Annotated in this window: 17 protein-coding genes and 1 tRNA gene; 8 read left to right on the forward strand and 10 right to left on the reverse strand. The window is 54.7% G+C overall.

Annotation, left to right across the window (positions count from 1 at the left end):
- Positions 1 to 169 precede the first annotated feature (169 nt).
- The 5 genes from OR601_RS04620 to OR601_RS04640 all read left to right on the forward strand — a co-directional run bounded on the left by OR601_RS04620 (position 170) and on the right by OR601_RS04640 (position 7,061).
- The gene (locus OR601_RS04620) at positions 170 to 2,257 is read left to right on the forward strand and encodes a glutamine synthetase III family protein (RefSeq protein ID WP_265591176.1); all 2,088 of its coding nucleotides are present in this window, start codon (positions 170 to 172) and stop codon (positions 2,255 to 2,257) included.
- A gap of 200 nt (positions 2,258 to 2,457) precedes the next feature.
- Positions 2,458 to 3,444, forward strand: a complete 987-nt coding sequence (locus OR601_RS04625; RefSeq protein ID WP_265591177.1) for an ABC transporter substrate-binding protein — start codon at positions 2,458 to 2,460, stop codon at positions 3,442 to 3,444.
- A gap of 96 nt (positions 3,445 to 3,540) precedes the next feature.
- Positions 3,541 to 4,461, forward strand: coding sequence for an ABC transporter permease (locus OR601_RS04630; RefSeq protein ID WP_265591178.1), 921 nt, complete (start codon positions 3,541 to 3,543; stop codon positions 4,459 to 4,461).
- Positions 4,461 to 5,276 carry an ABC transporter ATP-binding protein gene (locus OR601_RS04635; RefSeq protein ID WP_323373066.1) on the forward strand — a complete coding sequence of 272 codons (816 nt, stop codon included), beginning with the start codon at positions 4,461 to 4,463 and terminating at the stop codon, positions 5,274 to 5,276. The genes OR601_RS04630 and OR601_RS04635 overlap by 1 nt, the downstream gene beginning before the upstream one ends.
- A gap of 222 nt (positions 5,277 to 5,498) precedes the next feature.
- Positions 5,499 to 7,061 carry an L-lactate permease gene (locus OR601_RS04640; RefSeq protein WP_265591179.1) on the forward strand — a complete coding sequence of 521 codons (1,563 nt, stop codon included), beginning with the start codon at positions 5,499 to 5,501 and terminating at the stop codon, positions 7,059 to 7,061.
- A 265-nt stretch (positions 7,062 to 7,326) separates the two neighbouring features.
- Here OR601_RS04640 and OR601_RS04645 read toward each other — a convergent pair whose 3' ends face one another.
- The 3 genes from OR601_RS04645 to OR601_RS04655 form a co-directional block, all read right to left on the reverse strand.
- On the reverse strand, positions 7,327 to 7,851 hold the full coding sequence (locus OR601_RS04645) for an HdeD family acid-resistance protein (RefSeq protein ID WP_167604317.1): 525 nt from the start codon (positions 7,849 to 7,851) through the stop codon (positions 7,327 to 7,329).
- A gap of 183 nt (positions 7,852 to 8,034) precedes the next feature.
- On the reverse strand, positions 8,035 to 8,607 hold the full coding sequence (locus OR601_RS04650; RefSeq protein ID WP_136012673.1) for a manganese efflux pump MntP: 573 nt from the start codon (positions 8,605 to 8,607) through the stop codon (positions 8,035 to 8,037).
- Positions 8,608 to 8,742: 135 nt separating this feature from the next.
- Positions 8,743 to 9,969 (reverse strand): MFS transporter, encoded by a 1,227-nt coding sequence (locus OR601_RS04655; protein ID WP_265592377.1) that lies wholly within the window; start codon positions 9,967 to 9,969, stop codon positions 8,743 to 8,745.
- 352 nt (positions 9,970 to 10,321) lie between these two features.
- On the opposite strand from OR601_RS04655, the gene OR601_RS04660 reads away from it, so the two are divergent.
- Positions 10,322 to 11,248 carry a zinc dependent phospholipase C family protein gene (locus OR601_RS04660; RefSeq protein ID WP_265591180.1) on the forward strand — a complete coding sequence of 309 codons (927 nt, stop codon included), beginning with the start codon at positions 10,322 to 10,324 and terminating at the stop codon, positions 11,246 to 11,248.
- A 100-nt stretch (positions 11,249 to 11,348) separates the two neighbouring features.
- On the opposite strand, the gene OR601_RS04665 is transcribed toward OR601_RS04660, so the two are convergent.
- From OR601_RS04665 to OR601_RS04695, 7 genes are all read right to left on the reverse strand, one after another.
- Positions 11,349 to 12,029, reverse strand: a complete 681-nt coding sequence (locus OR601_RS04665; protein ID WP_265591181.1) for a DUF1287 domain-containing protein — start codon at positions 12,027 to 12,029, stop codon at positions 11,349 to 11,351.
- A gap of 285 nt (positions 12,030 to 12,314) precedes the next feature.
- A complete protein-coding gene (locus OR601_RS04670; protein WP_265591182.1) occupies positions 12,315 to 15,380 on the reverse strand; it encodes a restriction endonuclease in 3,066 nt (1,021 codons plus the stop codon).
- Between the two features lies 1 nt (position 15,381).
- The gene (locus tag OR601_RS04675) at positions 15,382 to 17,214 is read right to left on the reverse strand and encodes a site-specific DNA-methyltransferase (RefSeq protein WP_265591183.1); all 1,833 of its coding nucleotides are present in this window, start codon (positions 17,212 to 17,214) and stop codon (positions 15,382 to 15,384) included.
- Between the two features lie 28 nt (positions 17,215 to 17,242).
- Positions 17,243 to 17,380, reverse strand: coding sequence for a hypothetical protein (locus OR601_RS04680; protein ID WP_265591184.1), 138 nt, complete (start codon positions 17,378 to 17,380; stop codon positions 17,243 to 17,245).
- On the reverse strand, positions 17,367 to 18,146 hold the full coding sequence (locus OR601_RS04685; protein WP_265591185.1) for a DUF4391 domain-containing protein: 780 nt from the start codon (positions 18,144 to 18,146) through the stop codon (positions 17,367 to 17,369). Before OR601_RS04685 ends, OR601_RS04680 begins: the two co-directional genes overlap by 14 nt.
- On the reverse strand, positions 18,143 to 18,427 hold the full coding sequence (locus OR601_RS04690; RefSeq protein WP_265591186.1) for a hypothetical protein: 285 nt from the start codon (positions 18,425 to 18,427) through the stop codon (positions 18,143 to 18,145). Before OR601_RS04690 ends, OR601_RS04685 begins: the two co-directional genes overlap by 4 nt.
- Before the next feature lie 12 nt (positions 18,428 to 18,439).
- Positions 18,440 to 21,385, reverse strand: a complete 2,946-nt coding sequence (locus tag OR601_RS04695) for a helicase-related protein (protein WP_265591187.1) — start codon at positions 21,383 to 21,385, stop codon at positions 18,440 to 18,442.
- 331 nt (positions 21,386 to 21,716) lie between these two features.
- Between OR601_RS04695 and OR601_RS04700 the strand changes: the two genes are divergently transcribed.
- Both OR601_RS04700 and OR601_RS04705 read left to right on the forward strand, forming a co-directional pair.
- Positions 21,717 to 21,791, forward strand: a tRNA-Val gene (locus OR601_RS04700).
- 345 nt (positions 21,792 to 22,136) lie between these two features.
- Positions 22,137 to 23,351 carry an aminotransferase class I/II-fold pyridoxal phosphate-dependent enzyme gene (locus OR601_RS04705; protein WP_265591188.1) on the forward strand — a complete coding sequence of 405 codons (1,215 nt, stop codon included), beginning with the start codon at positions 22,137 to 22,139 and terminating at the stop codon, positions 23,349 to 23,351.
- Positions 23,352 to 23,379 lie beyond the last annotated feature (28 nt).

The following is a 23,379-nucleotide window of genomic DNA, read 5'->3' on the forward strand; positions in this document are numbered from 1 at the left end:
TGGTGTTAATTCGGCAAGCTTCCGTTGCCAATTTGGCAAGCTGTTGGTGCGTTTATGGCCCCAAAAACGTGCTCAGTTGGAAAACGAGGGGAAACAGAGGGTGCGTAGGCTTCTTAACTATGAGTTGTGCCTAACCCCTAAAACCTCCTAAGAGAAACGAGGGAATCCCATGGCATCTAAGGTGAGTCAAGAATACGGGACCTTGGTGTTTAACGACGCCGTCATGCGTGAGCGTTTGCCCAGGCCCACGTATAAAGAACTGGAGAAGGTAATCAAAGAGGGTCGCCGCCTCGATCTGGACATCGCCAACGAGGTGGCCCATGCCATGAAAGAGTGGGCTTTGGAGCAGGGTGCGACCCACTATGCCCACTGGTTCCAACCCCTTACAGGCATCACCTCAGAGAAACACGACTCCTTCCTGGCCCCCCAAAAAGACGGCACTGCGCTCATGACCTTCTCGGGCAAAGAGCTGGTCCAGGGCGAGCCTGATGCCTCCAGCTTCCCCAACGGCGGTCTTCGCGCCACCTTCGAGGCTCGCGGCTACACCGCATGGGACCCCACAAGCCCCGCCTTCATTAAAGACGAGGTTCTGTGCATTCCCACCGCCTTTATCGCCTACACAGGTGAGGCGCTGGACAAAAAGACCCCCTTCCTGCGCTCCACGGTGGCCTTGAACGACCAGGCTAAGCGTGTGTTGGCGCTCTTTGGCAAGCATCCCAAGTCCGTCGAGTGCACCGTAGGCCCTGAGCAGGAGTACTTCCTCATTCAGGAGAAGGACTTCGCCTCTCGTCCCGACCTCATCATGTGCGGCCGCACGCTCTTTGGCTGCGAGCCGGTGAAGGGCCAGGAGCTCGAGGAGCACTACTTCGGCGCCATCCGCCCCACGGTCAATGAGTACATGAAAGAGCTGGATGACGAGCTCTGGAAGCTGGGCATTCCTGCAACCACCAAGCACAACGAGGTGGCTCCCTGCCAACATGAGCTGGCGCCGGTGTTCGAGCGCGCCTCCATGGCCATCGACCACAACCTGCTCACCATGGAGAAGATGAAGGTCATCGCCAGCCACCACGGCCTCACCTGCCTACAGCACGAGAAGCCCTTTGACTACGTGAACGGCTCTGGCAAGCATGACAACTGGTCCATCGCCGCAGACGGCAAAAACCTGCTGGACCCCTCGGACACCCCTGAGGAGAACCTTCAGTTCCTGGTCTTTTTGACCGCCGTCATCGCTGCGGTGGACAAGCACCAGGACCTCATGCGCTGCTCGGTGGCTTCTGCGGGCAACGACCACCGTCTGGGCGCCAACGAGGCTCCTCCCGCCATCATCTCCATCTTCCTAGGCGACGATCTGGCCGGCGTGGTGAACGCCCTTATCAACGGCGAGTCCTATACGAGCCACGGCCATGAGATCTTTGATGTTGGTGTGCCGCAACTGGCAGACGTGGTGCTCGATACTACCGACCGCAACCGCACCTCCCCCTTCGCCTTCACTGGCAACAAGTTCGAGTTCCGCATGTGCGGCTCCCAGCAAAACCTCTCCGACCCCAACATGGTGCTCAATACCGCCGTGGCCGAGATGCTCGATGAGTTTGCCACCCTCATGGAGCAAGTGCCTGAGGAGGAGTTTGCCAGCAGCGCCTTGGCCTGGATCAAAGACACCCTCACCGCCCACCAGCGCATCATCTTCAACGGCAACGGCTACTCTGAGGAATGGCCCAAAGAAGCCGAGAAACGCGGCCTCCTCAACCTGCGTACCACTGCAGACGCCCTGCCTGCCATCACCAAGCCTGAAAACCTGGCTTTCTTTAGCAAGTACGGCGTGCTCGACGAGGCAGAGTCCACGGCCCGCTATGTTGCCAAGGCCGAGCAGTATGCCAAGCTCTTGAACATCGAGGCAAACACCATGGTCTACATGGTGCGCCACTACTACCTGCCCGCCCTCTATGACTACTCCGGCGACCTGGCTCAGACGGTGGCCACCAAGGAAGCCATTGGAATCCAGTCCCCGGCAGAGCGCGAGCTTTTGGCTGAGCTTACCGATGGCATCACCCTCATCACCCAGCTGGCCGACAGCCTGGAGGTCAAGAACAAGGAGGCTCAGGCCATCAAGGATCCCGGCCTTTTGGACGACGCTTATCGCGACGTGGTTATCCCTGCCATGGAAGCCCTGCGCGCTCCTGTGGACGCCATGGAGCAAGTGGTAGGTCATGAGTATTGGCCCTTCCCCAGCTACAACCGCATGCTCTTCTACGTCTAAGGTTGCTTGCATCCTGTAGCCCCTTCATTGGTGTATGTACCAAGGCCAATGAAGGGGCTTTTTCATTTATCCTTTAATTTTCTTTTATTAAGGCGCCGTGACAGATGTACCAATGTTGGCGATAACCACTCGTGGGTGCTGTAAAAAAAGCTGAATATGTATACGCTCCCTCCCCGAGGGACACACCATTAGGGGGACCTATGAAATCCATCGAGACCCTTGGCGTCACCTTAGTGGCTGGCGTCTTGGCACTCACCTTGGGTGCCTGCGGCTCGCAGCCTGCCGCCACTCCTGAAGCAGAGGCTTCTCAAGCCCATAGCGGCTCTTACAAGATTGGTGTTATCCAGCTTACCGAGCACCCGGCATTGGACGCTGCCAATGAGGGCTTTGTGGCCGCGCTGAACGACTCTGGCTTGGACTACACCATCGACCAGCAAAATGCTCAGGGCGACCAGTCTGCCTGCCAGACTATCGCCTCCAAGCTGGTAAACGACCACGACGATCTCATCCTGGCCATCGCCACCCCCGCTGCCCAGGCAGTGGCCGGCTCTACCACCGATATCCCCATTGTGGGCACAGCCATCACCGACTTTGCCGAGGCCGGCCTGGTAGAGTCCAACGATGCCCCCGGCGGCAACCTCACCGGCTCCAGCGATCTCAATCCTGTCGACGAGCAGATCGACCTGCTCAAACAGCTGGTCCCTGATGCCAAGACCGTGGGTATCCTCTTCTGCTCTGCTGAGGCTAACTCCGAGATCCAGGCTCGCATGGCAGAGGAGGCCTGCAAGAAGGCCGGCCTGGCCACCGAGCGCTACACCGTCTCCAGCTCCAACGAGATCCAGCAGGTAGTAGAGTCCATGGCCGGCAAGGTGGACGCCGTCTACGCTCCCACCGACAACGTCATTGCCGCAGGCATCGCCACCGTCTCCATGGTAGCCAGCGAGAACGACCTGCCGGTGATCTGCGGCGAGGAGAACATGGTGACCGGCGGCGGTCTTGCTACCTACAGCCTCAACTACTACGACCTGGGTTACCGTGCCGGCGAGATGGCAGTGAAGATCCTCAAGGGCGAAGCCAAGCCGGCCGACATGCCCATCGAGTACCTCTCCGGCGACGATCTCAAGCTGGTCGTGAATGAGGAGACCGCCAAGACCTTGGGCATCGACGTCTCTGGCCTTCAGAGCTAAAGGCCTTAAGGCCCAAGTGCGCGTTTCATTTTGACCGTAGTTTTGGGCGTCTTGACCTCTTGCGTCAAGGCGCCTATTTACCATGAAAGGGGCTCTATGGCCGCCGCTCTTTTCAGCGCCATCAACCAGGGCGTCCTCTGGGGCGTAATGGTGTTGGGTGTCTATATCACCTATAAGTTGTTAAACATCGCCGACCTCTCTGTGGACGGCACCTTCGCCCTAGGCGGCTGCGTCGCGGCAACAGCCATGGTGACCGGCGGCATGGATCCCTGGCTGGCTGTGCTTTTGGCCTTTTTGGCAGGAGCCGTAGCCGGTGGCTGCACTGGCCTCATGCATGCGCTGCTCAACATCCCAGCTATCCTGGCGGGCATTCTCACCATGATTGGCCTGTGGTCTGTGAACCTGCGCATCATGGGCAAGTCCAACACTCCCCTGCTCAACACCCGCACAATCTATAGCGACGTGGCAGACCTCACCGGCCTTCCCCGCGACGTGGTGGTGCTTCTGGTGGCTGTGGCCATTGCTGCCGCCCTGGTAGGCCTTCTCTACTGGTTCTTTGGCACCGAGATTGGCAGCTCGCTGCGTGCGACCGGCGACAATCCCGACATGGCAAAAGCCCTCGGCGTGGACACTCGCTTCACCATCCTTTTGGCCCTCATGCTCTCCAACGGCCTGGTCTCCATGTCTGGCGCGCTGGTGTGCCAGAGCCAAAAGTACGCCGACGTAGGTATGGGCACCGGCGCCATCGTCATTGGCCTTGCCGCCATTGTCATAGGCGAAGCCCTGGGGCGTCTGACCCCTGGCAAGCTGCGCTCCTTTGGCAGCCGCCTCATCGCGGCCGTGGTGGGTTCTGCCGCCTACTTCCTCATTCGCGCCATCGTGCTCCAGTTTGGCCTGGACGCCAACGACATGAAGCTGCTCACCGCCCTCATCGTGGTCGTCGCCCTAGGCGTCCCCTATCTGGCTGGCCGGGTCAAGCAGCGCAGCTCCTACCAGCGGGAAGGGGTGGATGACTAATGACCGCTCAAAACCAACCCATGCTTCAGCTCAAGAACGTCTCCAAGACCTTTAACCGCCATACGGTGACCGAGAAACGCGCCCTCCACAAATGCAACCTCACCGTGGATCGTGGCGACTTCATCACAATCATCGGCGGCAACGGCGCCGGCAAGTCCACACTCCTCAATATCATCGCCGGCATGTTCTTGCCTGACGGCGGCACCATCACCCTGGATGGCCAAGACGTCACCTTGCTCTCAGAGCCCCAACGAGCCAAGTACCTGGGCCGCGTCTTCCAAGACCCCATGCGCGGCACCGCGGCCGACATGCAGATCGCCGAGAACCTGGCTATGGCCTATCGCCGCGGCAAGCGCCGCACCCTGGCCTGGGGCGTCACCAAAACCGAGCGCGCCCTCTTCCAGGAGCGCCTCGCCGGTTTAGGCTTGGGACTAGAGAACCGTCTCAGCGACAAGGCCGGACTCTTGTCGGGAGGTCAACGCCAGGCGTTGACCCTGCTCATGGCAACCCTCCAAAAGCCCGATCTGCTGCTCTTGGACGAGCCCACCGCCGCTTTGGACCCCTCCACCGCCACCAAGGTGTTAGGGCTTATCCGCACCATCGTGGACTCCGAGCAGCTCACCACCTTCATGGTGACCCACAACATGGCCGACGCCCTCTCCATGGGCAACCGTCTCATCATGATGTGGGAAGGCAAGATCATCTACGACGTCAGAGGTGCCGAGAAGGACGCCCTCACTGTGGAGGACCTGCTCAAGAAGTTCGAAGAGGAGTCCGGCAGCGCCTTGGACAACGACCGCATGCTTCTGGGTTAGTTCGCCTTGAGGACCTATAGTACCCATCCCTAAAGCCGGCCCTCGATGAATTCCCGCAGCTATTCCATCAAGTATATGAGAGCTTAAGGGTTCCGCGAGGACTTGGCGTAGGCTTTGGCGTACTACAATTCCTTAGGCGAGCAGCGCGAATCATCATCACAAGCACTCCAATGGCTTGCTGTCATTGGAGTGCTTTTTTGAGCTTCGCACCTACCTTGGGAGATGGTTACGATTTTTGGAATGTTCCTTCTGGCGCTTCTGCCCATCATCGTGCTCATAGTGGCACTTACTGCCCTTAAATGGGAAGCCTATGCCGCAGCCTTGAGCGCGTTGGCCGTGACGCTTATAGAAGCGCTCTTCATCTGGCACATGCCGGTGGTCAATGCGGCCACCGCTACTGCCGAAGGCTTTGCCATGGCCCTCTGGCCCATTTCCATCGTCATCATTGCGGCGGTGTGGGTCTACAACCTCACTGTGCATTCGGGAGCCATGGAAATCATCAAGGCCCAACTCATGGGCGTGTCTTCTGACCAGCGCGTGTTGGTGATTCTTATCGCCTGGTGCTTTGGCGGCTTTTTGGAGGGCATGGCCGGCTTTGGCTCGGCAGTGGCTATTCCTGCATCCATGCTGGTGGCGCTGGGACTCAATCCTGTCACCGCCATTTTAGCCTGTCTGCTTTCCAATGGTGTGCCTACTATGTTTGGCTCTATTGGCATTCCCACCAATACCTTGGCTTCCATCACCGGGCTCGATGTGATTCAACTCTCCCAAGTCCAGGTGATCCAGGTGGCACCCTTTGTGATCCTCACCCCCTTCCTGGTATGCATCGTGGCCGGTGGCGGTCCCAAGGCTCTCAAGGGAATGGTGCCTCTGCTGCTGGTGACCTCCCTCTCCTTTTTAGGCGCCGAGTTTGTCACCGCCTCTTTCATCGGCGCCGACTTAGCGGTAGTGGTGGGTGCGGTGGCCGCCCTTATCTGCACCATTGGCTATGCGCTCTCCCAAAAGAAGAAGCCTGTGCCCCAGGAATACGCTATCGACGCACTCCCCCAGGGAGACGATGGCGAGCCAATCGATGCCACCAGCGCCCTTATCGCCTGGTCTCCCTTTGTGCTGATCTTTGTGGTGCTGTTGCTTACCTCGCCGCTCTTTCCTGGGATCTCGGTGCCTTTGAGCTCGCTATCCTCCACTGTGAACATTTATGCAGGCGATCCGGAAGCCACTCTCACCTTCAAGTGGCTCAACACTCCTGGCGTCCTCATCTTCTTCTGCGGAATTGCAGGCGGCTTGATTCAAAAAGTGAGTTTCAAAGACATGGTGGGCGTCCTTGGCGCCACCGCAAAGCAGATGAGCAAGACCGTGATCACTATGCTCTCTGTGCTGGCAGTGGCAAAGCTCATGGGCTATTCTGGCATGACCAGCGCCATCTCCGCCTTCTTTGTGGGCACGCTGGGTGGCCTCTATCCGCTCATCGCCCCTGTGCTGGGCGCCCTGGGCACCTTTGTCACCGGCTCCGGCACCAGCTCCTCAACCCTCTTTGGCAACGTGCAGCTGGAAGCCGCCCAAGCCATTGGCGCGAACCCCTATTGGCTGGCTGCCGCCAACTCCGTGGGCGTGTCTGCCGGCAAGATGCTCGCCCCGCAATCCATCGCCATCGGTTCTGCCGCCTGCGACTGCAACGGGGAAGACTCCACTATCTTTTCCCGCATCCTTCCCTACTTTGTTCTCTACGTGGTGCTCATGATGATCTGGTGCTATCTGGGATCGTTCCTGTTCCCTGCTGCCTAGCGGCTCCACAGATACCCTTGCTTGCAAGCCCCAGCGCCTACGCCATCGCCCACTTCGCTGGGGCTTTTTGCTGCCGAGAATACCGTGCCCCAAGACTTCTAACGTATACCTAGCTTCCCTGGGCAATTGCATCACAAAAGCGCCGGAGCTCCTCGTTTCTTAGAGGAGCTCCGGCGCTTTTGCATTGACAGGGAGCCTGCCGTTCTTTATGCCTGCCGCTCAGAACTTGCCGATTGGAGGGGCAAGGGTTTCTCGGCAAAAAGGGTTAAAGGGCGATGCCCAGGCAGATCTCGGTGACGCCGTCGAAGATCAGGCAGATGCCGCCAACGAGCATGATGGCCTCGGCCATGGAGAACGGGGTGATGAAGGTGAGGATGCCGCAAAAGACGGTAAGGATGCCAAGCACCAGCCAGAGGCCCCAGCGAGAACCCTCGATGTGACGGATGCTGAAGGCGTCGAAGATATCCCACACGCCGGTCATGAAGATGACGCAGCCCAGAAGGATGACCAGGTACATCATGGACCAGCCGGGCCAAACCATGATGAAGATGCCCAACACGATCTCGACCACGGCAAGGACGATGTTGGCAGCGCCGCGATCGGCAGGGTCATGACGGAAATAGCCCACAATGGTGCCGATGCCGGCGAAGATGAACGCCCACCCACATACGTAGACGAGGAAGAGAGCCGAGGCGGCCGGAGCAATAAAAAAGCCCATGCCCAACAGGGTGAGAGCCACGCCCAAAATAATGATGGACGCTTTAGTGCGCTTGAAAAGCGACTGATTCATGGTTACCTCCCATGGAATAAAGCCATTGATGTCTTCACTTGTGCCCATTAGGGACATACATCAATACCCATAATTCACGACTGAGGTACCAGTGGTATCCAAATGCCCTTTTCGCGCTGCTCAAAGTCCTTGCCGATAAACCCTGCCGCCTATTCTGCGAGCCGTCCTTAAATTCGATCCCCTCTAGCCCGGGAAAACGCAGGCTTTAAGGCCAATGCAAATAAGCACGATTCCACCTAGGATCTCGGCCTTGTCGCCCATGGCAGAGCCTACGCGCTTGCCCAGCGCAAGTCCGACAATGCACACGCCAAAGGTAGAGAGGGCAATGACCAACGAGGAGATCCAGATGTTGGCACCCATGGCACGCAGCGACACGCCCACTGCAAACGCGTCGATGGCGGTAGCCACTGCCTCGAAGAGCAGCTGGGTCACGCTTAAGTGCTCGCTGGCAGGCTTCGACTCCTCAGGCTCGCCCACTCTGAGCGCTGCAACCCCTTCGCGCACCATGTTACCGCCGATGATGCCAAGGATGATAAGGGCCACAATGCCCGAGTAGGTCTCGATGAGATCGCCGCAGACGCCGCCCAAGAAGTAGCCCAGCAATGGCATGAGCCCCTGGAAGAGGCCAAAGAGCACGGGCATCATAACGAGGCGCCGCCTGGGCTCGCTTGCAAAAGCAATGGAGTTGGAGATGGTCACTGCAAAGGCATCCATAGCAAGCGCGATGCCCAATACCAGCATGGCCGACACATTCATGCATTCTCCCTGCTCACTACCAAAGTCCTCCTAAGATGCCCCATGCCACGCCAAAGCGCAACCCGCCCCGGACACCTTCACGTGCCAGGCAGGTTGCGCCCCAGCTCAAGCCTATGAAAGCGACGGCTGCTTGATTTAAGCAGCGGCCACTGGATGCTCTGGCTCACCCTTAGGCATGATGAGAAGCATCACCAGGCCCACTACCAGCAAGATGCCGATGGAAAGCACACCCAAGTTGGCATTGCCCGTCATCGTGGTGATGACCGACACCAACAGGGTTCCCATTACGCTGGCATAGCGACCAAAAATGTCGTAGAAGCCAAAATACTCGTTTGAGCGGTCTTTGGGGATGATCTTTCCAAAATAGGAGCGAGAAAGCGCCTGGATCCCGCCCTGGAAGAGGCCCACCAAAATGGCCAGGATCCAAAACTCGGTAGCGGTGCGAAGAGCTGCAGCCGCAAAGAGCACAATGCCGCAATAGGCCACCACGGCCACGATGATCATGGTGAGGGTGCCAAAGCGGTCGGCCAGCTTGCCGTAGATGATGGCCGAGGGAAACGCCACAAACTGCGTCACCAGCAACGCCATGATGAGGTGCGTGTTGTCGATACCCAGGGCGCTGCCATAGCTGGTGGCCATGGAGATGACGGTGTGCACGCCATCGATGTAGAAGAAGAACGCCACCAAAAAGAGGAACAGGCGCTTGTCGCGGGCGATGTCTTTCAACGTGCGGCCCAGGTTGGCAAAGGTGGCAGCCACCTCGGCACGGACGTCATGGGACTCCTTGTAGTACTTCTGCTTGTAGGAGCGCACCAAGGGGATAGTGAACGCCAGCCACCAGATGCCCGTGATCACGAAGGCGATCTGAGTGCAAAGGCCCGTGGGGAGCCCCAAAAGCGCTGGGCCCCCAAAGATCAGCGCGATGCAGGCGATGAAGGGGATTGTGGAGCCAATGTAGCCCCATGCAAAACCTGCCGAGGACACGTCGTCCATCCGCGCATCATCGGTGACGTCGATGAGCATGGCGTCATAGAAGGTCATCGATGAGTTAAGGCCCACGGTGGCCACTACATAGATGCCGAGAAACACCGCCGCCGACACCGGCAATGCCTGAGCGAAGCAAGCTACCAAACCGGTGAGGAAGAACCCCAAGAAGAACTTGATCTTGTTGCCCTTGAAGTCTGCCAGAGAGCCCAAAATAGGCATGAGCATCGCCACGATGAGCGAAGAGACGGTCTGAGCCATGCCCCACTGGGCCACAAGCCCTGCGGCATCGGTGGTCTCTGCTGCCAGCGCGTTGAAATAGATGGGCGTCACCGTGGTGCTCAGCAGGACCAAGGCCGAGTTTCCCACGTCGTACATGATCCAATCGCGTTCTTGTCGGGTATGGCCGCCGATGAGCTTCACGCGGTCTCCTTTCGAGGAGGATAGCGAACATCAAGGTAAATGATGCTTCGTAAGATTGCTGACGATAACCTTAGAGCACCAAGGCACCTATATTAGTTCTATCTGTGAACCATCACCTAATTCCCCCATGACCACACATTCTTAAAAAGTTGTCCTTTATTTCTTACATGGATGAAAGGGGTAGGTACCTGCTGTTGTGCGCTACACTTTTATCTCACCGAGAAACCTTTGCCATCGGTACTCGTCTATCTAATGTGACAGTTGAACCTTTATGTTCAACGGGTCTTCTTCTAAAAAGGAGTCAGCTATGCCCGCTCTCATCACCCACCATTTGTTTGGGGAGAAATGCGTCTCTGAGCTCCCCGATTCCATTATCGAAGATCAAGAGCAGCTCCTGGCCTTTCTGCTGGGAAACCAGGGGCCCGACCCCTTCTTCTTCCGCTTTCGCGGCCTGCCTCAAGACCTCTCTGCCTGTCACGAGCTGGCCAAGCGCATGCATGGCGAGCGTGTGGCGCTGGCCTTCAACTCCCTGCGCGACTCTGTAGGCCGCCTGCCTTTGCCAGACCAAAAGGTAGGCCGCGCCTTTGCCCTAGGCATGCTGGGCCATTACACGCTCGACCGCACCACGCATCCCTTCATCTTTGCCGAGCAAAATGAGATCATAGCCCAATCCCATGGCGAGCTTGACGGCCTTGACAGCCAGGTCCACGCCATCATCGAGGGGCGCCTAGACTCCTGGCTCCTCTGGCGCGAACGCCACTCCACCGTGCTCGACTGCCCTCCCGCCTACGAGCTCTGCCGCACCCCGCGCATCGACCGCGTCGCCGGCGCTCTCTTCTCCCAGATCGCCTGGCAGATCTACGGCATCTCCCTGCCTGTTGAGGCTTACGGCGCCTGTGTCAACGACATGCAGACGGTCTACAAGCTCATCGAGCCCGCCGGCTCCCCCAAAGGCGAAGTCCTCGCCGTCATTGAGGAGTCTCTGCGTGGCACCACCTCGCAAATCCAGGCCATGGCCCACGAGGTGCTCCAGACAGACGACTGCCCCCTGGCCAACCCCGGCCACCTGCCTTGGAAGAGTCCCGCCACCGGCAAGGAATCCACCGCGAGCTTCCTGGACCTCTTCAACCTGGCCGTCACCGACTACGGCGTCCTCGCCCAGGCCTTCGTCAAGGGCGGCGACGACATGGAAGCCGCCATCGACCGCCTCAACTACAGCGGGGAGACCTACTGATCCTTCAGCTCTCCCCCACTCATTTCCTTGCCGAGAAGATCGTGCAACCAAAGGGGCCCCGCACATTCCTTATTGGGATATGTACGGGGCCCTCGTCTAATCACTGCATCCTGTAATGGCCTACCAAGTCAGAACGTGCAGTGAGGATGTCTTCTTCAAAAGCTCTTTGGAGAGGACCTTCATGATGGATGAGATACGGCACTCCATCTGGAAGCCTTACGTCAGAGACCACGGCCACATGATCCCTGAATACCGCTATGTCACCTGCACGCCAGGCGGTCGCATCATGAGGATCCAGCGATAGCGAAGTGGTATGCCGCTCAAGGTACACCGCCACATTGCGCACCCGACGATAGTCGATATTGGGATCTGGCACATCTACTTCATAAGCCTCTGGATCGGCTTTAATGTCCTCATCTATCAATGTTTGCAAGTCCCATCCTGCCCCTTTTAGTGCAGCTGCTAGAAGATCGGTGCATACACCACGGCCATCCGTAGGCGCACCACCTTCATAGTAGGCACTGCCATAGCGTGGTCGTGTGGCAGTATACCTGCGAGCCGAAGCAACAATATCCTGAGAATCCGATATCCCGTCTCCATCGTGGTCAGACCCGTCAACAGGCACCTCTACAAACTCAGACTCCGGCACCCCCTGAGCCGGCGTAGGATCCGGCCCAAAAGCCAGAGGCCAAAGCAGCCAGGCAGCCACAGCAAGCACAAATGCGGCAACAGCCGACACCGCAAACACTCGACGCTTCGGCTCTCCACTCCCTGCCGCCATGACTGCTCCAATTCCTTGCAAACAAAGCTCCACTTAGCGACCTAGGTGCTCGCAGCCCTGCTCGCTTGCTGTACCACCCACATTATCCGCCTCAACAACCCCTGCAAGGTCGTCTAAAGGCACATCTGCATCGACGGGGCCTACAATCTTTTGGCGTCACTACGTGCTCCAGCAAACACATATCGATTTTCGTACCGAGAAACCCCGCCGCCAAAAGGCCCCGCACATCCCTTGCTCAAAGACGTGCGGGGCCCTTATAACCGGATCAAGCGCTCAAATCGCTGCCTACGCCAATACTCCTCCTACCTGATAGGTGGTCATGGTCTCGTAGTGAAAATCCTTGCCTAGATCCAACACCGCAAAATGCCTCTTGGCACATTGGATTTTGAGCTCTTCTGATCTCCTAAGCGCAGGATCACCATTTTTGCCGCCTTTGGTCTCAGTGACAAAGAAGACACGCTTCTCGTCATTGACCTCTTCTACATAGGCCCAATCGGGGTTGTAGCTGCCAAGCGGCGTATCGATCTTGAATCGAGGCGGCAGCTTGGCAAACACCAACACTTCCTCCTGTTTGTCCAGCGCCTCGGCGAAATTGCGCTCAACACCTGCGGAGTCATAGACCACGTAGTTGTATAGGCTTTTGCCCTGCACGCTTGGCTCCCAGGCATTTTGTCCCAGGTAGGCGGTATAGTCGTCCACCTTCAAGTCTTTCATGGTGTACCACTCGTCTTCTGGCAACTTCACGTACTTGATTCCCTGAGCAATCAGATCGTTCTTCACTTTGCTGATCTTGGCTCCCACTTGCTCCAAAAACGTTGCGGGGTCGATTGCAAACTCGTCGTAGCGATCACAGCCTTCAAGAATGTCCACCAACGTTGAGCGTGTAAGACCCACGGCATCCTGAAGCTCTGCCACCGGATCAGGAAGGTTGTACTTTATCGCGCCTGCCACATTGACCACAGATGTGCCAATGCCTTCAGTATCTACTCCACTGTCATCAATGCTCAGCGATGCTCGCTCACTGGTGATTTGCGGTAGCTGTATCTTGGGCATGTCATTGATGGCCTCGATAGACTCATCGACAAGACGCTGAGAGTCCACCTCCACTTCGAAGCGTGTGCGCTGGCGGATCCGCTCCCAAAGCTCTTGGAACGCAGGATCCAAGCTCACGTCCTTTTGAAGCTCTACTGTGACCTCTTGAGCCTTGTCATGGATCTGCACCTTCTGAGCCTTATGAATGATGATGGCCTCTACCTGCTCCTTTGCAGCAGCCATCTCTTCAGGTAATTCCACTACACCTGCTTCAGCGGCCGCTTTAAGCTCAGGAGAAATCGCACCCTTTGCGCTGATCATGTCTGAGACAATCAGATAGTCAAAGATTTGTTTCGATTTCGCATATCCCAACCGCTCTTCTTCGCCATCCTTACCCGTATTCAGCATCACCATAGTGAAGCTTTCTGGGGTAATGATTCCAAACTTGAAATCGTCAGCCTCAAACTCTTTCTGCAGTCCATTGGCAAAATCCGAGTAGCTCTCATTGGCGATGACGGTAAGAATGTTGGCCTCCGGATCGTGAATGCGCTCCCCTTCCTGATTTACGCACAAACGCAAGCCGCGGCCAATCTTCTGACGTTTAGTGAGGTTGTCCTTCGTCTCTACCAACGTGCAAATCTGGAAGACGTTGGGATTATCCCAGCCCTCCTTAAGTGCCGAATGGCTAAAGATGAACGCCACATCCTTCTCTGGATCTTTGCCATCCGGAAAGGAGATCAATGTCTCCTTCTTGCGCATAATGAGCTCGAAGGCGCCCTGATCATCCGCTGTCGTCGCTTTACCCTTGGTGTCTTTGAACTTGCCCTTCTTATCCATGGCAAAGTAGCCCTGATGCACCCTATGAGGATCCATGCTCAACGGAATTCCCAAAACCTCATAGCACTCACGCCAGGTACCCTGAGCAATACCAGCCGTTTTACACGCCTGCCGAGAAGCCCTACTGTCCAGAGCTGCTACATATTCCTCTTCGAACATCTGGGCATAGATGCCGCCGTGCACTTCGGGCTCATAGATGCGATAGCGGTCGACGCGATCGATGAAGAATAGGCTCAGCACCTTCACACCTTGTGGCCACAGAACAAACTGGCGCTCCAGGTGATCGTTTATCGTGCGCCTAATCTGAGCCCGTTTTACCAGCTCTTCACTGACGTCGCCTACCACTTCTCCCAGCTCAAGCTGTTCGCCATTCTGAAACTCGATAAACTCGTTGCCAGGAGCAGCCCCAATATTTTGGACTATCCAGCCATTTTCGTAGTCAGTATTCTCGCCACTCTTTTGAAAGAGGTCTGCCCCTTGCCTTACCGTGACCGTCTTGCGCTTTTGCGTTCCGTTCTTCTGACGCACATCGATGGTGAGCTTCGCCGAGAAAGGATCGGCTTTGGCAGAATCGAGCCTCACATAGGATCCGTTGAGATTAGGGGCAGCTTTAACCGAGTCCACGCAGATGCTTTTTACCAAGTGCCGGTCAAAGGCATCTACCGGTGTGAGGCGATAGACCATGTTATAGGTGTCTTTATGGGTTGCCGAATAGCGCAGCACAAACAGAGGATTCAAACTCTTAATGGCCGCCTTCGCCAACTTGCTGTTGTCCACGCTTTGAGGCTCGTCGATGATAACAACAGGCTTGCAAGCGCTTACCAACTCACGTGGACTGAAGCCTCCTGCAAGCTTCTCACTCGGCCTGTGGAAGAGATTTCCCTCTTTCGCCGACCCATCACTTTCAAGACCCTTATTAAACGCATCAATGTTGATGATCATGACTTGGATAGAACTGGACGTAGCAAAATTACCTACAGGCCCCATGTCCTTGGAGTCATAGACAAAGTAGTCCAGCGGCACCCCATCATACAAAGTATCAAAGTGCTTCTTAGTAGTTTCAAAGCTCTTAAGCACACCTTCGCGAATGGCCACACTAGGCACCACGATCAAGAACTTGGTGAGACCGTAACGCTGATTGAGCTCGTAAATGGTGCGGATATAGACATAGGTTTTACCAGTACCAGTCTCCATCTCCACGGTGAAGTCGCGTAGTCGACCATCCGTGAGCCTGTCAGTGGGTGGCAGGCAATGTTCTTCTTGCACACTATGAAGGTTCTTCAATAGACGGCCAGGAGCCACTCTTAGCTCATTGCCATGACCTACCGAGAAACCCTCCAACCTCTTCTGCCCGGATACTTCATCCCCTGCATCGAAGACGCTTATGGCAAATTCCTGATCCCGAAAAAGATCACAGGTAGCATTGATTGCATCAATTTGGTATTGCTGGTTTGGCGAGAACTTGAATTCTATCTGGGACATGTCAGACCGTCCTCAGTTCGATCTCGGACCCGGTGCGCTCGGCGGCGTTCTTGAAGATCTGCACGGCGTTGAGCTTGAGGGAATCGTCGAGGATGGAATCGAGGATGAGGACGCGACGAGGTTCGAGGTCCGCCACCGCCTGCAGGGCATCGGTGGTGAGTCCCGGGTCCATGCAGCAGATGAGCTCATCTGCTGCAACGGACCAGACGGGATAGCCCACGACCTCGACACGCTCCACAGGCAGCGTGAGCTCGAGGCCCCACTTGAGCATCATCTCGAAGACGATGTCGAGCTCGGAGCGGTCGGGCTTCACCACGTCCCGCATGAGGGTGCCCGGCTCCGGCCGCTCGATGCCGGAGCTGTCGAGCTCGAAGACGCGGAAGCCGATGTCAGGCATCCTCTTGGGCTCCTCACCGAGTTTGGGCTGCGCATTTTCTTTTTCGATTTCGGTCTTAATCTTGTTGCCGGCACGACGTATGCGTTCTTCACCGATTTGAGCAAGGTCGTGGTTCAAATGAAGACCGTCTAGGAAGGCGATTCGCTTCGCCGTCATCGCTTTCTTTTTGCTGTCATCTGAATTTGATACTTCGATTATCTCTGGGAGCTGTACGGAAATGCACTTTCTGTGACCGCCGTCTTCTGCATTTAGTTGCAGCACAGACGCCGCAGTTGTTGAAGAACCCGAAAAGAAGTCGCAGATAATATCGTTCTTATCTAGAAAACAACGCATTTTGATGAGGGCAATCACTAGGCTCTTCGGCTTTGTAAAGTCAAAGAGGCCACCCATCCCAAGATCGTCCATATCAGTGCTGGCGCTCTCATTCGTACCCACATCGACGCTGCTGTCAAGCTTTATTGGCATATAGTTCGTCGGTGTCTTGTATTTATCATCGTTAGCGATTCGCTGGAACCTCAAAGACATCTTTTTCGTCTTTGCAAGAAAATATGTTCCAGCAGCAATCTCATCATCCAAAGTTGACTGTTGCCATTTGAATTGACCCTTCAATACGGCCTTATTTGCATTTACGCCGTTCTCAATTTTGATGTTCTCAAGAATGCTTACGCCCTCATAGCCGCCAGCGGGAAGCACGCCCCTGTTTATGAAATTGAATCTGATAGAGCCAGCAGGAAACTCCAATGTTTTAATTGGATTACCTGTGTTTAATAGAGGGGCATCCCCATTATCGAGCCATGCACCGAAAAATTTTGATTCGTTTGCCTTCCGCTCGTAACAAAGCACATACTCAACCGTTTTGCGACATTTATACGCAAGCGCTGGTGGCGTCATAGTCTTCGTCCACATAAAGCGAGCAGCAAAATTAGCTTCGCCAAACACCTCATCTGCAATTTTTTTCAAGTTGTCTACTTCATTGTCGTCGATGCTGATGAAGATGACCCCGTCGTCTGTCAGCAGCTCCCGCGCCAGGTGCAGCCTGGGATACATCATGGACAGCCAGTCGCTGTGATAGCGGCCGCTTGTGTCGGCGTTCGACTGGCCGGTGAGCCCGGCCTGCTCTTTGTAATTTGCGATGGTGTCACCAAAGCTGTCCTTGTACACAAAGTCATGACCGGTGTTATACGGCGGGTCGATGTAGATCATCTTGACCTTGCCGTGGTAGCCGCGCTGTAGCAGCTTTAGCACCTCGAGGTTATCACCCTCGATATAAAGATTATCGGAGTCAAAGGAACCATCTTCGCCATCTCGTCCACGGCTCTTCTCCACGCACGGTCTCAACGTTGCTGTACTCACTGTCTGGGATTGACGAATGGCATCCGCCTTACCGGGCCAAGTAAACGCATAACGCTCCTGCCCCTCATCAACCTCATCACCCAAAAGAAGACGGAGCTTTTCAAAATCTATACTATGAGCTCTCTCTCTCTCTCTCTCTCTCTGTATTTTCGGTTTCAGTAATTATCTCTGGGAAGAGCTCTTTTAATTTTTCTATGCGATCTTTAACCAGGTCTTCTGATTGAAGGTTCATCTTCTCAATCTCTGTCATTACAGATCTCCCTAATCTCCCGGCTTACTACGTCTCGTTCTTTCTCAAGCTGCTTTAGTTCGATGCGTAAGTACGCGCTTTCATTAAGGGTAAGGCTTTTATCGGTACGTCGTTTTTGAACAATATTATTAATTTTAGTTTCGAGAGACCCAAAGCTATTTAGAAGATTGCTCAATGAGTCACGGTATTGTTCTGGGCATTGAGGATAGAAGCCCACTGCTGGAATACCATGTGACAATCTGACATTCCATGTCAGATCATTAAGATATGCAAGTAAATCCTGCTGAGAGAGCTGGCTAAAGGCAAGAGAATCCAAGAAAGGTTTGTATGCCTTATCTGCTAAGGAGAAACCACCAGTAAATTCGACGGCCTCAACTACGATGGCGCCTTTCTCGGCAAGGCTTTTTCTCATGGTTGCCACCGAGATACAAGCTTCCTTAGATCCGTCGATGAGAATGACGGTGGGGTTAGGAAAGCATTTATGCAGCAGGCGGGCCACTTCACTGTAGGCAGCAGATTCGGCCATCTCACAATGAAGTATCAAGATGCTTTGGATGTCGTAGCTCTCATCTACATGAGGCGGAATGCGTGTAGTTGACTTTTGTATGGTGGCAAAGTGGGTAAGCTTACGTGTCTTGTCGAGAATCTTCTGCTCGGTCTTAGTAAGAAGCGCTTGCCTCGTGAGCACTGTTTTGGGGATGCGGCGATCGCCCGCGAGGGCAGATCCGGGAAGCTGGAGCACATCATTCCAGTTGAAGGTAGTCATCGAATCACCGCAAAGCTCACGAGGGAATAGTCATTGAAGCCAAGGACAGTGCCTGAGCCTACCTCGCCAAGGCTAAAGAGGCTTTCGATACCCTTGTCCTGTTGAACTCCATTGATGGCGGCCACAACATCATCGAGCAGCTGAGTATAGACACCCATCTTGGTACCATCGCGGGTCTCTTTGTTGAATTGCTTGCAGAGCTCAGGGATAGGCTCGAGATGGCCCGAGCAGGCCGCACGCATGGTGTCCAAGGCCAGCTTGGGTTGAGTGTGTTGGCTCATCACTTCCCCATCCTAGGAGATATACACCACGTAGTAGGGGAACGTGGGATTGCTGTCTTTGGGATCTGCGAACTCATTATTCTGTTTGAGGCAGAAAATCACACCGGGCCTCACCTCGTCTTTGAGCTCATCTGGGATAGGCGCAACCGTATGAAGCCCCAAAGGAGAGTCTTCGAGCAAATTAGGGTGATCTTTTACGTAGCGTTGGAGCTCGACCCGGAAGTCGTCAAAGGCAAAATCGGTAATAGAGATCCCACCAGAGACATCTTCAAAGTCGAGTGTGTCTGTTTTTAGCTGCTGAAGTTGCTGCTTTCGATACTTGAGATCGTTCATCTGGGCGGTGTTCTTGGCCTCAAAAAGGTTCTCTTCACCGGTAGCAGAGGCATCCATAAGTACCATGCGGCCTTTGACGCGACCTTCTAGCTGAATGTACTCGTCGAGATCAATATCAGGCCAGAAGTTCACGAGCTGGATTTGAGAATTGGGGGAACCCAAGCGGTCGATGCGGCCAAAGCGCTGGATGATGCGCACCGGATTCCAATGGATGTCATAGTTGATGACGCAATCACAGTCTTGGAGGTTTTGTCCCTCAGAGATGCAGTCAGTGGCAATAACGATATCGATCTCGCCCTGGGCGCGCTCATACTCTGGGAGTTCCTTTGATACTGGTGAAAAGTGCGCCAGTATATTCTCGAAGGAACAGGGGGTTAGTTTTAGCGAGTAGGTTCTGTTTGAAGTACCAGCGACCTCTGCACACTCGAGATTGAGTTCTTCTTTCAACCAAGGACTCAGCTGCTCAAAGAGGTAATCAGCCGTGTCAGCAAAGGCAGTAAAGATCAATATCTTCTTATTGCCCGGGTTATAGGGATGGGCGACCTTCTCGGTAATAAAAGATTTGAGTTGAGCCAATTTGCCGTCGCGCTCGTAGGTGACTTCGTTGGCATAGACCAAAAGCTTTTGAAGCACTTGGATGTCAAAGTCGAGGTCTTGGGCGAGAAGCATTGTATCGACGTCACGCAGGTCTACCTGTACTTTTCCGCCGATTTCCAACTCATCGGCATCGTCATCATCGAAGCCATCCTCTAGACCGGAAGTATCGTAGGAAACCGATGCGCCTACATCGAGCTTTTCTCGAAGAGCAAGACAGCCATCAAGAATGCGCTTAAGGGTGATCCTAAAGCTGTTGACAGAAGACTCCATACGCTTGAGCACATTGACACGCATGAGGTTGGTAACCGCATTAGTGCGGTTGAGCTGACTCTCAAAGTCCTTTCCCCAACTATCCCCATAGCGATCCTCATACTTAGTTCGCTGAGAACCTCGCACATAGCTGAGTACGTGATATTGAGCGAACGTGAGCTGGGCAATCATATCGTTGAGATCGGCTACGGGTGGAAGTTCACCTTTGAGATCAATGGGAGTATTGAAGGAAATGGGCGGGCGGCGTGTGGGGAATGTGCCCGCATCCGCGCCGTAATATTTGGTGATGTGTTTGCGACTGCGAGCAATAGTGAGCACGTCTAAGAGCTTGAAATAGTCGGCAGTTACCGAGTTGACGAAGTTCTCTGTAGTGCGCTCGGAATCGGGCAATTTGCTCCACTCATTAAATTGTTGCTGCGCCAAGCGAGTAACTTGGGTTATGGAAGGAATGCCATCAGTATCTGAGAGGTAGGCGTCATTACCTTCTGTAATAAGCTCGATTTGATTGCGTAGATCGAGAAGCCGGTTGTTCACGGGCGTTGCCGAAAGCATGAGCACTTTGGTGCGCCGATTAGACTTGATGACGTCTTCGATGAGGCGAGTGTAGCGGTCGGTCTTCTCGGCATCGGTGCTTTTATTTCTGAAGTTGTGGCTTTCGTCGATGACCACCAAGTCATAGTTGCCCCAGCGAAGATGGCCCAGATCCACGTCGCCGGACATGCCATGGTAGCGAGAGAGATCTGTGTGGTTGAGCACCGTATAGGAGAAACGATCATCTGCCAAAGGATTGCGGTCGTCATTGTCCTGGGTCCAAAGCGTCCAGTTGTCGCGAAGGCGCTTGGGGCAAAGCACCAAAATGCGATCGTTTCGTTCCTGATAATACTTCATGACTGCAAGGGCCTCGTAGGTCTTTCCAAGGCCTACCGAGTCTGCGATGATACAACCTTTGTACTTCTCAAGTTTATGGATGGCACCCACCACTGCGTCTTTTTGGAAGTCATAGAGCTTGTTCCAAATGGTGGATTCTTCGAAGTTAAGACCAGGACGTATGCCGTTATCCTCGTTGTCTTCCATAAAGTCACGGAACAAGTGGTAGAGCGTGAGGAAGTAGATGAACTCAGGAGAGTTTTCTCGATAGAGAGTTTCCACCTGCGCGACGACCTGTTCTGTCACCTCTTCGACCATATCGGGATTGTTCCACAGGCCATCGAAGAGCACCTTGATGGCCATGGCTTCACTGTTGCCCTCAAAATGGCTGATACAAGTGACCGTGTCCTGCCTATGTTCATAGCCCAGGCCTTCTTGGGTGAAGTTGGCCACAGAACCTATAAATGCCTGATCTTCCCCTTGAGGATTCTCTACCACATAGGTGCCGCCAGATTGAACTACCCCTGTGTGTTTCGCAGACTTAAAGATCCCTTTTTCGCGAATCCACTGGGCACATTCTTTAGCTAGTGCACGCTGATTAAGATTGTTGCGAAGCACAAGCTCAAGGCCTGTACCACCAATCCCCTTCTCTCTATTGCGCCTTGCCAGAGCAAATTCACGCGGCTCTTTGCTATCGAGCATGGTTTTGATGAAGGTGGGCTCGCTAAAGAGGAAACGTACCTCATCGATCTTTGAGAGCTCCTCTTTGAGCTCGCCATAGGCAAAAAGGGTGAAGTACGAGCTGATGATAGAGAGCTTTGCATCCTCATCGATGGAATGAGCTAATGCGTCGCCCAAACGCTGTGCTCCTACGTTATTGAGCGTCTTCATAGAGTCGTGAGTCCTTTATGCAAGATGGATGGCAAGTTTTCACCACCGGTTTATTGAATCGATGCTGAATAGTCTAACCTTTTGCACCTCATAGCTACTAGAGAGGATCACAGAAGAAAAAATTGCGGGGTGTCCTAATTGTGGGACATAAAAATGATTTAAGACAATAGATAGATTTTATAAGATTTTAAATACTGCTGAATAGGCTGCCCGTGGCAATAGCGAACTCGTGGAGGAGCAATGAAGTGAACAGGATTGCCCGTGACGCTTGCATCTGGATAAAGTCATCGCTATAGTAATTCTTCGTTGCACGGGCAACCGAGCAGCCTATGGGCGTTTAGCTCAGGGGGAGAGCGCTTCCCTGACACGGAAGAGGTCACAAGTTCAAATCTTGTAACGCCCACCACTATTTACAAGGTCAGCGATTCTTTCGCTGACCTTTTTTGTTTTGCAGATCATCCATTGATCGAATTCTCTCCAATAGTCTACGCAAAGCCCCAGCTATACACCTATAAACACACTGAAATTGGTATCTATCTGCATCTATTTCCACCAGGATTCCCAGCGGTGTTCGGCGCGTATCTCACTGGTTTTGCTCCGGTGTCAAAGGCGCAAATAGATGAGAACAGCTTTTCTCGCTCCCCGCTCAAAAGGACACACTGGCTTTAGCGACCACGCGACCCAGGATGCAAGGGTTTCTCGGCAAGGAGAGATTGTTGTAGCTGGGGATAGCGATCAAGGAGCGGCGGCTATGGCATCTGAGATGAGCTTTGTGGCAGAGCGCAATATGCTTGATGGCGAATTGGCAGAGATGATTGCGGCAGGAGATGCTCAGAAACCGGCGGATACCATCGATTTGGCTATCGGGGATCCGGATTTGGCGACCGATCAGCGCATCATCGACGCCGCCTTCGCCGATGCCAGCTGCGGGTTCACGCATTATGCGAGTCCTTATGGGGATTCGGAGCTTTTGGCTGCCATCAGGCGCGTGTGGCAAGAAGATTATGATGTTGAAGTGGCTCGGGATGAAGTGATGGTTACTGCCAGTGCTACCCATGCCATGTATCTGCTGCTAGACACTGTGGTGGATCCAGGCGATGAGGTGGTGCTCTTCTCCCCTTACTTCACGCCTTATAAAGCTCAGGTACAACATGCGGGCGGCGTTCCGGTGGTCATTGAGTGCGATCCTGATGCCGGCTTTAGACCCAGTGCCCAGGCGTTGGAGGCGGCGGTGACTTCTCGTACCAAGGCGATCATTGTGAATACGCCCAACAATCCTACCGGAGTATGCCTGAGTTTGGAAGAGCTGCAGGGCTTGGTGGATGTGTGCCGCGCCCATCATATGCTGCTTATCGCCGACGAGATCTATACCTCCTTCTCGTTCATGCGACCCTTTGCTCCCGTGCTTTGGTGTGAGGGAGCACACGAAGTGTGCGCGACCATCCGGTCCTTCTCCAAAAACTACTGCATGAGCGGCTGGCGGCTGGGTTACGTGATCGCTCCAGCCGACGTCATCGAAGCCATGCGCTGCATCAACGAGTCGCAAGTCTATACGGCTCCCACCCTGTCGCAGCGGGCAGCCATCAGGGCATTGGAACTGCGCCAAGACATCCGAGAGTGCGTCCATGAGATCTACGGCGATAGGTTGCGCTTTGGCATGAGGCGTGCCTGTCAGCTGCCAGGTGTGAGCGTGCCCACCACCCAAGGAAGCCTCTACCTGTTCTTGGACGTGCGTGGCACCGGCATGGACGGCGCCCAGTTTTGCTCGCTCATGAAAGAGGAAGCCCATGTGCTGATGCTCTCTGGAGCCAGCTTTGGCGCGGCAGGCACGGGTTTCGTGCGCCTGGCACTGCGCGTGGACATCCCCCAGCTTGGCCAAGCCTTCGACCGCATGGAGCGCGTCTTAGCCGCTCATAGCGCCGCGCCCGTGGTGATGTTTAACGAGACCCAAAGCGTTTCTGCCTAGGATTGCCTGGACGGCCTCAGCCGCCAAA

The organism is Leptogranulimonas caecicola, from assembly GCF_023168405.1.
In the GTDB taxonomy this organism is placed as follows: domain Bacteria; phylum Actinomycetota; class Coriobacteriia; order Coriobacteriales; family Atopobiaceae; genus Leptogranulimonas; species Leptogranulimonas caecicola.

Coding starts and splice junctions, on each gene's coding strand:
- OR601_RS04620 (WP_265591176.1), top strand. CDS start 170: ATGGCATCTAAGGTGAGTCAAGAATACGGGACCTTGGTGTTTAACGAC.
- OR601_RS04625 (WP_265591177.1), top strand. CDS start 2,458: ATGAAATCCATCGAGACCCTTGGCGTCACCTTAGTGGCTGGCGTCTTG.
- OR601_RS04630 (WP_265591178.1), top strand. CDS start 3,541: ATGGCCGCCGCTCTTTTCAGCGCCATCAACCAGGGCGTCCTCTGGGGC.
- OR601_RS04635 (WP_323373066.1), top strand. CDS start 4,461: ATGACCGCTCAAAACCAACCCATGCTTCAGCTCAAGAACGTCTCCAAG.
- OR601_RS04640 (WP_265591179.1), top strand. CDS start 5,499: ATGGTTACGATTTTTGGAATGTTCCTTCTGGCGCTTCTGCCCATCATC.
- OR601_RS04645 (WP_167604317.1), bottom strand. CDS start 7,851: ATGAATCAGTCGCTTTTCAAGCGCACTAAAGCGTCCATCATTATTTTG.
- OR601_RS04650 (WP_136012673.1), bottom strand. CDS start 8,607: ATGAATGTGTCGGCCATGCTGGTATTGGGCATCGCGCTTGCTATGGAT.
- OR601_RS04655 (WP_265592377.1), bottom strand. CDS start 9,969: ATGTACGACGTGGGAAACTCGGCCTTGGTCCTGCTGAGCACCACGGTG.
- OR601_RS04660 (WP_265591180.1), top strand. CDS start 10,322: ATGCCCGCTCTCATCACCCACCATTTGTTTGGGGAGAAATGCGTCTCT.
- OR601_RS04665 (WP_265591181.1), bottom strand. CDS start 12,029: ATGGCGGCAGGGAGTGGAGAGCCGAAGCGTCGAGTGTTTGCGGTGTCG.
- OR601_RS04670 (WP_265591182.1), bottom strand. CDS start 15,380: ATGTCCCAGATAGAATTCAAGTTCTCGCCAAACCAGCAATACCAAATT.
- OR601_RS04680 (WP_265591184.1), bottom strand. CDS start 17,380: ATGACAGAGATTGAGAAGATGAACCTTCAATCAGAAGACCTGGTTAAA.
- OR601_RS04685 (WP_265591185.1), bottom strand. CDS start 18,146: ATGACTACCTTCAACTGGAATGATGTGCTCCAGCTTCCCGGATCTGCC.
- OR601_RS04690 (WP_265591186.1), bottom strand. CDS start 18,427: ATGAGCCAACACACTCAACCCAAGCTGGCCTTGGACACCATGCGTGCG.
- OR601_RS04695 (WP_265591187.1), bottom strand. CDS start 21,385: ATGAAGACGCTCAATAACGTAGGAGCACAGCGTTTGGGCGACGCATTA.
- OR601_RS04705 (WP_265591188.1), top strand. CDS start 22,137: ATGGCATCTGAGATGAGCTTTGTGGCAGAGCGCAATATGCTTGATGGC.